We start from the raw sequence: 13,630 nt of genomic DNA, 5'->3' as shown, positions 1-13,630 counted from the left end.
CCAGGGCGTGTCTCCTGACGTTCTGGACCGCGAACGTTCCTGGCAACGCAGACAGGTCCCGCCAGGGGCTCGGCCGGGCATGGGGGCCCCGGAGTGGCCGCCGCACGCCGGGGGAGGTGCCAGGCGTTCCATGAACATTCCCGCGCGCCCAGGGCGCGGTAGAGTCCACAGCCGCGACCGGCCAGCCAGCCGGCCGCGCGACGCCTGGAGGGAGTGCCATGGACGACGGGAGCCGGAACGCACAGGGGCCTGGCGCGCAAGCGTCGTCCGTGCTCACGAAGGCAACGCCCCGCGCCCAGCCGCCCGAGGAGGCCCGTGGCCCTTCCGTGGGGCCCGTCGCGACGGTGGCGTGCGGCTTCCCCGCGATCATCTCCGCCCTGCGACACGTCTACGGCGAGATGGACGCGGTGCGCGGGACGAAGCTGCTGCTCAAGGTGAACCAGAAGGAGGGCTTCGACTGCCCCGGCTGTGCGTGGCCGGACCCGGGACACCGCTCCATGGCGGAGTTCTGTGAGAACGGCGCCAAGGCCGTGGCGGAAGAGGCCATGTCCGCGCGGGTGACGCCGGAGTTCTTCCGCCAGTGGAGCGTGGTGGACCTCTCGCTCCAGACGGACCATTGGCTGGGCAAGCAGGGCCGGCTGACGCACCCCATGGTGCTCCGCGAGGGGGCCACCCACTACGAGCCTGTGTCCTGGGACGAAGCCTTCGCGCTGGTGGCCGAGGAGCTCAACGCGCTCGACACGCCGGACGCCGCGAGCTTCTACACCTCCGGGCGCACCAGCAACGAGGCGGCGTTCCTCTACCAGCTCTTCGTGCGGCAGTTCGGCACCAACAACCTGCCGGACTGCTCGAACATGTGCCACGAGTCGAGCGGCTCCGCCCTCAACGAGACGGTGGGTATCGGCAAGGGCACCGTCACGCTGGAGGACTTCGACCACGCGGACGCCATCTTCGTCATCGGGCAGAACCCGGGGACGAACCATCCGCGCATGTTGTCGTCGCTCGAGGCCGCCGCGCGCCGGGGCTGCCAGATTGTCAGCGTCAACCCGCTGCCGGAGACGGGGCTCAACCGCTTCAAGCACCCGCAGGACGTGCTGCGCCTCATCGGGCCGGGGACGGCGCTCAACACCCTGTTCGTCCAGGTCCGCATCAACGGCGACGCCGCGCTGCTGCAGGGCATGGCCAAGGCGCTGTTCGAGCTGGAGGACGCGAACCCCGGCTCGGTGGTGGCCAAGGGCTTCATCGACGACAAGACGCTGGGCTTCGAGGCCTACGCGGCTCACATGCGCGCGGTGAAGTGGGAGGACGTGGAGGAGGGCAGCGGGGTGCCGCGCGCGCAGGTCCTGGCGGCTGCGGAAATCCTCGCGCGCTCCGAGCGCACCATCTTCTGCTGGGCCATGGGGCTGACGCAGCATCGCAACGGCGTGGCGTGCATCCAGGAGATCGTCAACCTGACGCTGCTGCGCGGCGGTATCGGCAAGCCGGGCGCGGGCCTGTGCCCGGTGCGCGGTCACAGCAACGTGCAGGGCGACCGCACCATGGGCATCTGGGAGAAGCCGCCCGAGGCCCTGTTGACGGCGCTGTCGCGGGAGTTCGACTTCGAGCCGCCGCGCCGCCACGGCATGGACGTGGTGGACACGCTGCTCGCCATGCAGGACGGCCGGGTGAAGGTGTTCTTCGCGCTCGGTGGCAACTTCCTGTCCGCCACGCCGGACACGGAGTTCACCGCCGAGGCGCTGCGCCGCACGCGCCTCACCGTCCACGTGTCCACCAAGCTCAACCGCTCGCACCTGGTCCACGGACGGCGGGCGCTCATCCTCCCGTGCCTGGGCCGCACCGAGCGCGACGTGCAGGCCGCCGGGGCCCAGTTCGTCACCGTGGAGAACTCCATGGGCGTGGTGTCGTCTTCGCGGGGCTCGGTGGCGCCCGCGTCGGAGCACCTGCTCAGCGAGCCCGTCATCGTCGCCCGGCTGGCGACGGCGGTGCTGGGGGCGCGCTCGCGCGTGCCCTGGCTGGCGCTGGTGGAGGACTACGACCGCATCCGTGAGCACATTGCGCGCGTCATCCCCGGCTTCGACGACTTCAACCGCCGCGTGCGGGCGCCGGGCGGCTTCGCGCTACCCAACGGTCCGCGCGAGGGGCGCTTCACCACGAAGAGCGGCAAGGCGCACTTCACGGTGCACGCGCTGCGGCCAATCGCCCTGGAGCCGGGACAGCTCCTGATGATGACGCTGCGCACGCATGACCAGTTCAACACCACGGTGTACGGGTTGGACGACCGCTACCGCGGCATCCGAAATGGCCGCCGGGTGGTGTTGCTGCATCCCGCCGACATGAAGGCGCGGGGGCTGGCCGCGGACCAGCTCGTCGACCTGCGGAGCCACTTCGAGGGTGAGACTCGTCTGGCGAGCGGCTTCCGCGTGGTGCCGTACAACATCCCGCGCGGGTGCGCGGCCACCTACTTCCCCGAGGCCAACGTCCTCGTCCCCGTGAACAGCTTCGCGGAGAAGAGCCGCACGCCCACGTCGAAGTCGGTGGTCATCAGCATCACCCCGGCCGGAGAGTCGCGGGCCCTGCCCGTTGGCGCGGTGGCATGAGGCGCGTGAGAGAGCATGCAACCCGTCATTGAAACCGGGTGGCCGGAGTCGCTCCGGTCCCTCTATGAGACAGTGACGGGGACGCCCGCGGCGGAGGCCATGGCCGCGTCCACCCAGTGGCGCGAGTCCTTCGCGAGCTGGGTGAAAGGCGCCTCGCTGGACGAGCGCACCCTGGCGCAGGCCGCCGCCTGGAGCCGACTGGACGAGGGCGAGCGGACCTTCGGCGAGCTGTTGTTCCTGCTCTCCTCGTGCAGTGAGCTGCTGTGGCCCTACGCCGCGCCGCCCCGGGGCCTGCTGCCGCGCTTGATGGCGCGGCAGGAGACGATGCTGGCGGCGTTGCTGGAAGTGGGGGACGCGGACACGGCGGCGCGGGTGCGGCGTGAGACGGAGGCCACCATCACCACGGTGCTGACGCGCATCCTGAAGCGGCACCCGGACGCGCTCCAGTCCCTCGTCGGCGACGCGCCGTGTACCTTCGACGGCCGGGCCTTGCGCTTCCACGGCGCGGTGGAGGTGGACCTGCGTCAGGTGCTGGGCACCGGCGCGAAGTCCGTCGCGCTGCTGGAGCAGCTGCGCGCGCTGATGCCCGCGACGGCGGCGGACGGGCGCGACCGGTTGGCGGAGTTCATCCGGACGCGGGCCGCGCGGCTGCCGTGGCGGGAAGCGTCGGAGGTCCTGGCCGAGCGGCTCTTCGCGCTGGCGACGTCGCCGGGGGGCCGCGGCGGCATGAGCGGCTTCCTGGCGTGTTACCCCGGGGGACGCAAGGAGCCGGACTGGTGCGCCCGGGCGGGGCTGCTGCTGTCGCGCACGCTGGAGGCCGGCGGTCCTCCCGAAGTGGTGGAGAACCTGTGCGAGCTGCTGGCGCGCTTCGACGCGCCACCGGTGGACGGCCTGCGCGGGGCGCTGGGCGCGCTGGTGAACGGCGACTTCGAGGCGTCGGCGGACCTGGGCCCCGCGCGCTTCGTGCTCGACCACTGCCAGGCCACGCTGCGCAAGGGCGAGCCGGGGCTGGTGCTCACGCTGCTGTGGCTGGAGGAGCGGTTGTTCCGCGCCTCCGTGCGCAAGGGCGCGCCGGATGCTTTCGAGCGCCGCAAGCGCGCGCTGTCGAAGCTCAAGCCAGGGGCGCCGGGCTTCGACCCGCTCCACTGGCTGGCGGAGGAGTGCGCCGAGCTGTGGCCTCGCTTCATGCCCGGCGCCGTGCGGCCCGGTCTGGACGAGCTGGCGGCGTGGCGTCAGGAGGTCGCCGACCGCGTGGGGCGCAAGCCCGTGCTGCGCAAGGCGGCCATCGAGTTCTTCCTCTGGTGCGCTCCGGATGCCGCGTCATCCGAGGCGGAGCTCACGGTGCTGGCGCTGGTCCGCACCGCGACCGACCGGCGTCAGGTGAAGCGACTGAAGGAGCACCCGTCGTCGCGCGTTCGCCTCCGCGTCCGGACGCTCCAGTCCTGGTTCCAGGGCCCGCCGGCGAAGGGCAAGCCGGGCGCTCCCGTGGAGCCTTCGCGGGACTCGGGCCCCGCGACGTTGACGGAGGCGCTGCGGCACCTGCATGTGACTCGGGCGGTGCCGCTCGGCGGGCGGACCTGGCTGCGTGACCGGGACCTGGAGGAGCTGCTGCTGGGCGCCTTGGGCCGCGTGGAGGCGGAGTTCTCCTCGCGCTATCCGGAGCGCTTCCGCGAGGACACCGGGGCGCTGGCGGCGGAGCTGCTCAACGCGCTGAGCGCCGAGCTGGCGCGAGTGAAGGCGGACGTGGCCGCGCTGATGGCCCAGGGGCAGCCCACGCCGTTCGAGCTGTCGATGACGGTCCGGCGCCGTGAGCCAGCGCCCGAGCCCGTGCCTGTCCCGGTGGACGGCGAGGCGGCTCCGGACGCCGTCCCTCAGCCTTTGGCCGCCGCGCGACCTGGGGTGGAGGTGGCGTTCGTCCTGGACGTGGCGGTGGGCGACTTCCTGCGCACGCGGCGCGTGGTGTCCGTGCAGGTGGTGAAGCTCGAGCAGCGCGGAGAAGGCCAGTGGCTGCCCGCCTTCCGGCTGGGCCGCGAGCACCTGGACGCGCAGTTGCTGCGGACCGATGCCGCGTTCTGCCTGTTCCTGACGCCTCCGTTTCCTCGGGCCGAGTGCTGGGTGGTGCCGTCGCGCACGGTGCGCGCGCTGATGGAGTCGCAGCGCTCGCTGTCGGGCGTGCCGCGAGACGGGGTGCAGCGCGTGGCGCGCTCGCTGTCCCACTGGCTGCTGGGCGACCTCGTCGGGCTGTGGACGGGGGACGAACGGCCGGCGTCGCTTGCCCGGCTGTCCAGCGCGGAGGACGGGCCGGACTTCGTCGTCGAATGGGGCCTCGGGTAGGTCAAGTGGCCACACGGCCCTCTGGCGCGACGTGCTCGGTGATAGCGTTCGGTCCTTATGAGTCACACCGAGCGACCCCAGGGGGCGGGCCGTCCAGCCGAGGGGCCTGATTCCGTCCAGCAGACGCGGCCCACGGGGACAGGAAGGCCTGGGACCACGGGCGCTGTGCGCCGCTTCCGCTTCACCGTCCTCGAAGGTCCCCAGCAGGGGCAGTCCAAGGACAGCAACGCGGACACGTTCTCCATCGGCTCGCATGGGCTCAATGACTTCGTCATCGAGGAGCCCACCGTCTCGCGCTTCCACTGCGAGGTGAAGGTCGACCACGACGGCGCCCGCCTGAGGGACTTGGACAGCCGGAACGGCACCGTGCTCGACGGCGTCCACGTGCGCGACGCGTACCTTCGTGGCGGCAGCATCCTGCGCCTGGGCCGAGTGAGCGTCCGGTTCGACTTCAGCCCGGAGACGAACCGGCTGCTCATCTCCGAGCGCACGACGTTCGGTGAGCTGGTCGGCGCGTCCCCCGTGACGCGCGCCAGCTTCGCCCTCATGGAGCGCGCCGCCGCGAGCGACGCGACGGTGTTGCTGGAGGGGGAGACGGGCACGGGCAAGAGCCGCGCGGCCTTCGCCATCCATCAGACCAGCGCCCGGGCCTCGGGGCCTTTCCTCACCGTGGACTGCGGCGCCATCCCCGGCAACCTGCTGGAGAGCGAGCTGTTCGGCCACGAGAAGGGCTCCTTCACCGGTGCCATCCAGCGCCGCGTGGGCGCCTTCGAGGAGGCGGACGGCGGCACCATCTTCCTGGATGAGATTGGCGAGCTGCCCGCGGAGCTGCAGCCGAAGCTGCTGCGCGTCCTGGAGAACAGGGAGATTCGCCGGCTGGGCGCCAACGGGTACCAACCCGTCAACGTGCGCGTCATCGCCGCCACGCACCGGGACCTGCGCGCCGAGGTGAACGCGGCGCGCTTCCGCTCCGACTTGTTCTTCCGCCTCGCGGTGGTGCGCATCATCATCCCCGCGCTGCGGGAGCGGCCCGAGGACATCCCCCTCATCGCGGAGCGAATCCTCACCGCCTTCGGGGCCGGCGCCGAGCAGCTCGCGGCGCTGAGCACGCCGGAGTTCATCGCGCAGCTCCAGCACGCCGCGTGGCCGGGGAACGTGCGCGAGCTGCGCAACCACCTGGAGCGGTGCCTCGTCTTCCAGGACGCCATGCCGCCGGACGCCGACGAGGTGAGCGCGCAAGCGGTGCTGCGCAGCCTGGTGGACCCGAAGCAGCCCTACGCGGAGGCCCGCCGCCGCGCGCTGGAGGTCTTCGAGCGCGAGTACCTGGATGCGCTCCTCAAGCTCCACGGCGGCAAGGTGTCCCAGGCCGCCACCGCCGCGGACATGGACCGCGTGTACCTGTACCGCCTGCTGCGCCGGCACCGGCTGCGGACGTAGCGCGCTCAGCGGCTGGCGAGCGCCTCCGACAGCAGGACCTCGCCCGCCGTGCCCCCCGAAGCCCAGGACTCCAGGCGCAGCAACGCACCGCCCGCCAACCTGGGGTGGCCCTGGGCGTCCGTGCTCAGCTCACACGGGGCCGCGTGCGCGTAGACGCGGACCTCCACGCTGTCACCCGCGGCCTCGCGGGCTCGCCGCGACAGCGCGTCCGCCACCTGGCGCGCTTCCTCCAAGGTGGAGGCACGGGCTGTGAGTGCAGGAGGCAGTGCGCGCCACGCGAGCACGGCATTGCCACTCTCCATGGCGAGCGGCCAGCCACGGTTCTCCAGCTCGGTGCGCGTCGCGTCCATCGCGGCGTCCCTGGCATCCAGGTCCGCGTCGGTGGGCTCGTCCAGGGCCGCCGGGAAGCGGAGGTCCACGAAGACAGCCACGGCCCAGGGCTCATCCGGGGTGGGCGCCAGCGCCGCGCGCAGGGCATCGAGGAAGGTGGGCACGTCCGGCCAGCGGTCCCCAGGGGCCTTCGCGAGACACCGTTGGACCACGGCGTCCAGCGCTGGCGGTGCGTGCCCCCGTTCATCCAGGTGCGGCGGCGGCGCATGGAGGTGCTGCTCCTCGACCTCCACCGCGCTGGTGCCCTCGAAGGGCAGGCCTCCGGTGAGGAGCTGGTAGAGGAGCACGCCCATCGCGTACAGGTCGGTGCGTGCGTCCACGGCCTGCCCGCGAATCTGCTCGGGGGCCATGGACACGGGCGTGCCGAGCACGGCGCCGCCGGAGGTCAGGCCGGAGAGTCCCTCCGGTGGCTCCACGCGGGCGATGCCGAAGTCCACCAGCTTCACCGTGAAGCCCTCCGCCCGGGGGAGGACCATCACATTCTGCGCCTTGAGGTCCCGGTGCAGGATGCCGTGGCCATGGGCGAAGTGCAGCGCGCCGCCCAGCTCCTCCATCACCGTGAGCGCCTCCGCGAGGGAGAAGGGGCCCCGGTGCGTGAGCCACTGGTCCATGCTCTCGCCCTCCAGCCACTCCATGGCCAGCCAGGGGCGTCCGTCGCGGAGGTCGCCGTGCTCGAGCACCGCCACGATGTGGGGATGGCGCAGCGCCCGGAGCGTGTCCGCTTCCTGCTGGAAGCGGCGGAGCACGTGGGTGACGTGGTTGAGCTCGGCACGCACCACCTTCACCGCGGCGGGAGCCCGGGTGGACAGGTGCGACGCGCGATAGAGCCACGCCGTCACGCCCGCGTGGACGCATGACTCGATGACCCAGTCGCCCACCAGCGCTCCGGGTTGAAGTTCGTCTCCGTACAGGGATACGGCGTGTTCGCGTGGGGGCCCACCGGCCATGGGACGTCCCTCCGGTTCATTGGCTGCAACCCCCGGTGCTAACACGGTTCACGGCCCCGGGAGCGGGCGCGGCCGTCACGTCATGGGCTGTCGGCCGGGGCCATCAGCGCGCGGACGCGGTCCGTCCACAGCGGCGCTTCGCGTGCGGTCTCCTCGACCTCCGCGACCCGGGCCCGCAGCGTCACCAGGTCTCCGGCCTTGCGCGCCGCGCGTGCCGCCCAGACGAGTATCTCCAGCCGCTCGTCAGGCGTGGCCAACTGGCGTGAGGCTTCCACCAGCTGTGCCCAGGGCTCCGCGCCGTAGGGCAGGGCGTCTTGCGCCTCGCTCACGACGCGCCGGACCACGGACAGCATCAGCGCGTCCGGAGGTGACAGGCGCTCCCGCGTGTCCGGCTCCTCGAGCCACGCGAGCTGACGTGCGACCTCGGGCAGGTCGTCCAGCTCGCAGCACAGGCGCGCCACCAGCAGGGCATCCTGGGCCATGGACCGGGGGAAGAAGCGCTGGCTGAGCACTCCGGCCCGCCGCGCCAGGGGCAAGGCCTCCACGGCCCGGCCCTGGTAGCCGAGCAGCAGCGCGAGGTTGAAGGCGGAGGTCCGCTCAATCTGAACGTTGCCCAATTCGCGCCCCAGCGTCACCGCGCGCTCCAGGTCCGCGCGAGCGCCCGCCGCGTCCCGGCGCTGGACATGCAGCACCATCCGGTTGTTGAGGGCCACGCCCAGGTGCAGGGTGTCGCCGGTGGCCTCGCACAGGGCGATGGCTTCGTCGAAGCGGCGCGAGGCTTCGTCCAGCCGGTCGGTCCACGCCAGCATCGCGCCCAGCATGGCCAGGGCGATGGCCTCCGTCTCCGAGTCCTCCCCGGACCGCGCGGCCTCCACGGCGCGCTCCAGCGCGGGCACCGCGCCGGTGATGTCCTCCTGCCGCACGAGGACGCGCGCCTGCGCCAGGGCATGGCGCGCAGCCAGCTCCGGGGGGACGCCGTCCTTCAAGCACTGCAGGGCCTGCTCCAGCAGCGCGGTGGAGCCTGTCGCGTCGTCCTGCCAGTCCAGGGCGGTGGCTTCTTCCAACAGCAAGTCCGCCTCGCGCACCACGTCGCGGTGGGCCTCGGCCAGCAAGCGGGCGGCGCGCAGGTCCTCCACGGCGTCGTCGATGCGCTGGAGGCGGTAGCGCACGCGGCCTCGGCCCGACAGCAGCTCCAGTCGGACGGCCTCTTCGTCGCGATGCACCAGCGACAGGGCGGCCGAGTAGTGCCGCTCCGCCTCCAGGAGCCGGTGCGCGTGGCGCGCGGCCTCGGCCAGGCTCCAGTGGAGGGAGGTGGCCTGGAGGGCGTCTCCGGCGGCCTCGGCCAGCCGCGCCCTTCGGGCGGTGGGCGTGGCGGGCAGGGCGCGCAAGACGGCCGCGCAGATGCGCCGCTTCAGGGGCGGCGGGAGCAGCGCGGTGAAGGCTTCGCGCAGGGTGGTGTGCTCGAAGCGCCAGCGTCGCGGCCCTCGGGGCTCCAGCGTGCCCGCGCGTGCCAGCCGCTCCAGCGCGACGCCTGGGTCCAGCGACAGGTCCAGGGACGGGTCCGCCTCCAGGTGGGCGAGCGTGGCGGTGACTTCCTCCAGCCGCACGTCGTCTCCCAGGAGCGCCGCTATCTGGAGCAGGGCGCGCAGGCCAGGGGGCAGGGCCGCGAGGCTGCGTTCGGCGAGCCGCTCGTCCGCGCCCGGTCGTTCCGGAGCCAGCCCGTTCAGCGCGTCCGCCGCGAGGTAGCCACCCCCATCCGGACGGGTCCGGATGGCGCCCGCGCCTCGGAGGGCGCGCACCGTCTCCATCATGCGCAGCGGCGAGCCTCCGCAGCGCTCCACCAGCTCGCGCAACACGCCTTCGGCGATCAGGTCCACCGGGCGGAGCAACTGGCGAAGCAGCTCGCGCGCATCGTGTTCCGCAAGGGGAGAGAGCTCTTGCTGCGCGGCGTCTCGTGCGCGCTCGCCAAGGTAGGGCCGCAGGCTCAGCAGCCGGTGCCGGCCGGCGAGCACCACGCACAGGGGGGCGCCCTCGCCGGAGAGTGTCGCCAGCTCCAGTGCGTCCAGGGCCGTGGGGTCCAGCGTGTGCGCGTCATCGACCAGCAGGACGAGGGGCTGAGTGGCCGCCAGCCGCCACAGGTGCGCCGCGATGGCCCGCGCCACCCACTGCCTGCGCGCCGCCGGGTGCACGGAGCCCACGTCCACCGGGGGACGCGCGTCCGCGAGCAGCCGGCGCAGGGCTTCATCCGAGGGCGTCTGCGAGGGCAGGCCGAGGACGGTGGTGATGAGACTTCGCAGCCCGCTCTCGCTCGCGCTGCCTTCATCGGGGAGCGCCTCGACGAAGCGCACGGAGACGCCGGGCATGCCCTCCAGTTCGCTCCACCACGCCGTGAGCAGGCGCGTCTTTCCCAGCCCCTCTTCCGCCAGGAGGGTGCGCAGGACGGGCGAGCCCTGGGCCCGCGCGCGCGACAGGGCTTCGCGCAGCCACTGCCGTTCCGCGTCCCGGCCCAGGAGGACGTCGGGAGGTATCAGCGCGGCCCCTCGCGGCGTGCTGTGGGGCAGGTCGCCCAGGTGCGCTCGGGCGCTGGCCGTCAATGTGACGGACTCCGGGGTGAGGGTGGCGTCCGGCGATGGCCACCACCGCTCGGGTCGCTCCACCGCCGCGCCCCCCACGGTCAGCCGGCCCGCACGCTCGCGGACGCGCAGCGGCGCGGAATGAAGCGCGAGCGTCGCGTCGGGGGAGAGCGCGGCGCTGAGCACCGCTGCTGCCCGGAGCGCGGCGCGCAGCCCGGCTTCCACCGAGGCTTCGTGGGGGAACGCGAAGAGGCAGAGGCCCGGCTCCACGCGCGCGAGGAGGACGCCGCTCCCCGCGAGGTGGGCCTGCAAGGCCGGCGCATCCAGCGACGACCTCACGCCGAGGAGCGCCACCTCGTGTGTCGCTCGGTGGGTGTCGGGTGTCGCGGCGGTCGAAGGGCCTGTGCTCGTCCCAGGCGCAGCGTGGTGGGCGTGTGTCGCCGGCATGCCCTGCACAGCTCCCGCGTCCTGAAGCCCGCGCAGCTCCTCCGCCAGCGACCGCGCACTGTCACCCCGGTCCTCGGGCGCCTTGGCCAGCAGCCGCTGCACCCGTGCTTCCACCGCCGCGGGCACCGGCCACGGCGCGAGCGTCCGTAGCGCCGGAGGCCGCCGCGAGACATGCGCCTGGAGCACCGCCGCCGCCTCTCCGACAAAGGGGGGCCGCCCACACAGCAGCTCGAAGAACATGACCCCCAGCCCATACAGGTCCGCGCGCGCGTCGATGTTCCGCGCGTCCCGGCACTGCTCGGGTGACATGTACTCATGGGTCCCCAGCCGCTGCCCCGTCCGCGTGAGTCCCGGCGAAAGCCCCTCCGCCTCATCCTGGGCCGTCAGCCGCGCGAGCCCGAAGTCCAGCAGCACGAGCCGCTCGTCGGACAGCACGACGTTCTCCGGCTTCAGGTCCCGGTGCACCACGCCCGCGGCATGGACCTGGGCCAGCGCCTCCGCCAGGGCTCGCATCAGCGGCGCCGCATCAGCCCAAGGCAGGGCCCCGGCGCCCGGCAGCGTCATCAGCCGCCGAGCCAGCGTCAGGCCCTCGATGCGTTCCATGATGATGACCCGCTCACCGGCGCGCGTCGTGGCCTCGCCCAGCAGCCTCGGCACGGCGGGGGGGCCAACGCGGCGCAGGGCCTCCAGCTCCCGCCCCAGCCGTTCTCCCGCGAGCGGCTCCAACACCTTCAGCGCGACGTCCTGCCCATCCACCTCATGCCGCGCGGCGAACACCCGTCCAAACCCACCGCGCCCCAGCGGCGCTCCCAGGACGTAGCCAGCCACCTCCGGAGGCTCCGGCGAGGGGCCTGGGGCACGTGCTTCGACCGGGCCGTGGAGCGCACAGCGCTCAGCCACGCGGCGATGGCAGGTGGGGCAGCGCATGGGCGTGGGAACTCGGGGCCGGGAGCTTGGACGGCCACGCCCGGACGTCAGTCACTCATCTCCGGCAGCTCGGGCAGCACGTCCGGGTCCAGCTTCAGAATCACACACAGGCGCGTCAGGGTGGGGATGGTCGGCACCATCACCCCCCGTTCCACCCGAGCGAGCACCTCCACGGGGATTTCCAGTTGCTCGGCGACCTCCTCCATGCCGAGCCCCGCCTGCTGGCGGGCGGCTTTCAGTGCCGCTCCGAGCACCTCGGCCCTTTCCCTACGACTCGTCGTCATGGGCCGAGCATGACGCCTTCTCGCGTTCTCGTCATCCAATTCACCACATGCCGGTGCGCTGGCGCATGGCCCCGAACACTGCCCGGGGGGCGGGCGGCCGGGGCAAGCCCCCCCGGGCGTCGGCGGTGATTGTACGGTTCAGGGGGAGGGTGGCCGGGCGGCCCGGACGTGCGCAGGCTGGGCGACTGGGGTTGCGGCATTGGCGCCGGGCGAGGGCTGTGTTAGTTCGCCCCTCCCCCGGTGTCCCGCCAGAAAGAGGAGAAGCGAATGGCCCGCCGTCAGGTCCGTGTCGTCGGTGCGATGCTCCAGAACGAGCAGGGGCGCTACCTCATCACCCAGCGTCCCCCCACCGCGTCGCTGCCGCTGCTCTGGGAGTTCCCCGGCGGGCGCGTGGAGGAGGGCGAAGAGGACGCCGAGGCCCTTGCCCGGGAAATCCAGGAAGAGATGGGCGTGGAGGTGGACGTGCTGGGTCAGGCCATGCACACCCACCACGAGTACCCCAACTACGATATCGACTTCCGCGTCTTCCACTGCCGGCTGTCACGGCCCTCGGAGAAGGTCCAGCACCTGCGCGTGCATGACCACCGCTGGGTGACGCTGGAGGAGATGTCCGCGTACCGCTTCCCGGACGCGGATGCCAAGACGCTGGCGAAGCTGCTCGACCTGGACAGTTGACGTGCCGCGCCGTCTCCTCCTGGCGTTGCTGGCCGGAGTGCTGGGCGCGTGCTCCCGCTCCAAGCCGCCGCCCGCGGCGCCCCCGCCCGAGGCGACGCGCCAGGTCCCGGCCCAGGGCGTGCCGGGGTGCACGCGCTACAGCGAACCCCAGCGGTCCGGCGCCGTGCCCGACGTGCTGCCCGAGCTCTCCGGCCTGGCCGCCAGCCAGCGCCACGTGGGCGCCCTCTGGGCGCACAACGACTCCGGCCACGACTTCGAGCTGTTCGCGATGGACGCGAAGGGCACCATCCTCGCCCGGCTGACGCTCACCGGTGCCACCCCGCGCGACATCGAGGCCGTCACGGTGGGGCCCTGCGCTCCGGGGGCGTCGCGCGGCTGCGTCTACCTGGCGGACATCGGCGACAACTTCGCGCGCCGGGAGCAGGTGCGGCTCTACCGGCTGCCCGAACCGGAGGCGCTCGAGGACGCCACGGTGCCGGTGGAGGTGCTGCCCTTCAGGTACCCGGACGGGCCCCGCGACGCGGAGTCGGTCATCATCGACGCCCGCTCCGGCAGGTTGGCCGTCATCACCAAGACGCTGGACTCCCTGGGTGAGGTCTTCGCGCTGGAGGGCCTGCGCGCGGACACCGCCATCCAGGCCCGGAAGCTGGGGACGCTGACGGCGCCGCTGGGAATGGACCGGGCCACCACCGCGGCCTCCCTGCATCCGTCCGGTGAGCGGCTGCTGCTGCGCACCTACTCGCGCGCGTACGAGCTGCGCCGCCCCGACGCCGCGCGGCTGGAGGACCTGTTGCAAGGACAGCTCGTCGAGGTTCCGAGCGGGAGCCAGGCCCAGGCAGAAGCCATCACCTACGTGCAAGACGGCAACGGCTATTTGTTGGGCACGGAGTTCACTGGCCAACCCTTGTGGTTGAGCGGGTGTCGCTGATTCGCCGCAAGGGCCCGCACACACCGTGAAGCCCGCCTGGCGGGTTGACGGTATGGCAACGGTGAACATCTTTGGCCCGCCAGGGAAGACG

General features: G+C 72.6%; 8 protein-coding genes. 5 read left to right on the top strand and 3 right to left on the bottom strand.

The genetic code is table 11. The features are described 5' to 3' along the window. The first annotated feature begins 218 nt into the window (after window positions 1-218). The 3 genes from HV826_RS01035 to HV826_RS01025 are packed head-to-tail and all read left to right on the top strand — an operon-like array spanning window position 219 to window position 6,368. A complete protein-coding gene (locus HV826_RS01035) occupies window positions 219-2,597 on the top strand; it encodes an FdhF/YdeP family oxidoreductase (RefSeq protein WP_176415130.1) in 2,379 nt (792 codons plus the stop codon). A gap of 15 nt (window positions 2,598-2,612) precedes the next feature. Next, on the top strand, window positions 2,613-4,931 hold the full coding sequence (locus HV826_RS01030; RefSeq protein WP_176415129.1) for a hypothetical protein: 2,319 nt from the start codon (window positions 2,613-2,615) through the stop codon (window positions 4,929-4,931). Window positions 4,932-4,988: 57 nt separating this feature from the next. Then, the gene (locus tag HV826_RS01025) at window positions 4,989-6,368 is read left to right on the top strand and encodes a sigma 54-interacting transcriptional regulator (protein WP_176415128.1); all 1,380 of its coding nucleotides are present in this window, start codon (window positions 4,989-4,991) and stop codon (window positions 6,366-6,368) included. A 5-nt stretch (window positions 6,369-6,373) separates the two neighbouring features. Here HV826_RS01025 and HV826_RS01020 read toward each other — a convergent pair whose 3' ends face one another. The 3 genes from HV826_RS01020 to HV826_RS01010 all read right to left on the bottom strand — a co-directional run bounded on the left by HV826_RS01020 (window position 6,374) and on the right by HV826_RS01010 (window position 11,906). Beyond that, complete coding sequence (locus tag HV826_RS01020; RefSeq protein ID WP_176415127.1) at window positions 6,374-7,705, bottom strand: serine/threonine-protein kinase; 1,332 nt, start codon at window positions 7,703-7,705, stop codon at window positions 6,374-6,376. 80 nt (window positions 7,706-7,785) lie between these two features. After that, complete coding sequence (locus tag HV826_RS01015) at window positions 7,786-11,553, bottom strand: protein kinase domain-containing protein (RefSeq protein ID WP_368670809.1); 3,768 nt, start codon at window positions 11,551-11,553, stop codon at window positions 7,786-7,788. A gap of 146 nt (window positions 11,554-11,699) precedes the next feature. Beyond that, window positions 11,700-11,906 (bottom strand): helix-turn-helix domain-containing protein, encoded by a 207-nt coding sequence (locus tag HV826_RS01010; protein ID WP_237078560.1) that lies wholly within the window; start codon window positions 11,904-11,906, stop codon window positions 11,700-11,702. 297 nt (window positions 11,907-12,203) lie between these two features. Between HV826_RS01010 and HV826_RS01005 the strand changes: the two genes are divergently transcribed. Together HV826_RS01005 and HV826_RS01000 are read left to right on the top strand one after the other, a co-directional pair. Continuing rightward, window positions 12,204-12,611 carry a (deoxy)nucleoside triphosphate pyrophosphohydrolase gene (locus HV826_RS01005; RefSeq protein WP_176415125.1) on the top strand — a complete coding sequence of 136 codons (408 nt, stop codon included), beginning with the start codon at window positions 12,204-12,206 and terminating at the stop codon, window positions 12,609-12,611. Between the two features lies 1 nt (window position 12,612). Next, a complete protein-coding gene (locus HV826_RS01000; protein ID WP_176415124.1) occupies window positions 12,613-13,539 on the top strand; it encodes a hypothetical protein in 927 nt (308 codons plus the stop codon). Window positions 13,540-13,630 lie beyond the last annotated feature (91 nt).

Source organism: Myxococcus sp. AM010 (assembly GCF_013372585.1).
Classification (GTDB): Bacteria; Myxococcota; Myxococcia; order Myxococcales; family Myxococcaceae; genus Myxococcus; species Myxococcus vastator.
This window is presented reverse-complemented; position numbering and strand designations above follow the sequence as displayed.

What these genes read in the sequence shown, in the direction of transcription:
- HV826_RS01030 (WP_176415129.1), top strand. Translation starts at nt 2,613, where the DNA reads ATGCAACCCGTCATTGAAACCGGGTGGCCGGAGTCGCTCCGGTCCCTC.
- HV826_RS01005 (WP_176415125.1), top strand. Translation starts at nt 12,204, where the DNA reads ATGGCCCGCCGTCAGGTCCGTGTCGTCGGTGCGATGCTCCAGAACGAG.
- HV826_RS01020 (WP_176415127.1), bottom strand. Translation starts at nt 7,705, where the DNA reads ATGGCCGGTGGGCCCCCACGCGAACACGCCGTATCCCTGTACGGAGAC.
- HV826_RS01025 (WP_176415128.1), top strand. Translation starts at nt 4,989, where the DNA reads ATGAGTCACACCGAGCGACCCCAGGGGGCGGGCCGTCCAGCCGAGGGG.
- HV826_RS01035 (WP_176415130.1), top strand. Translation starts at nt 219, where the DNA reads ATGGACGACGGGAGCCGGAACGCACAGGGGCCTGGCGCGCAAGCGTCG.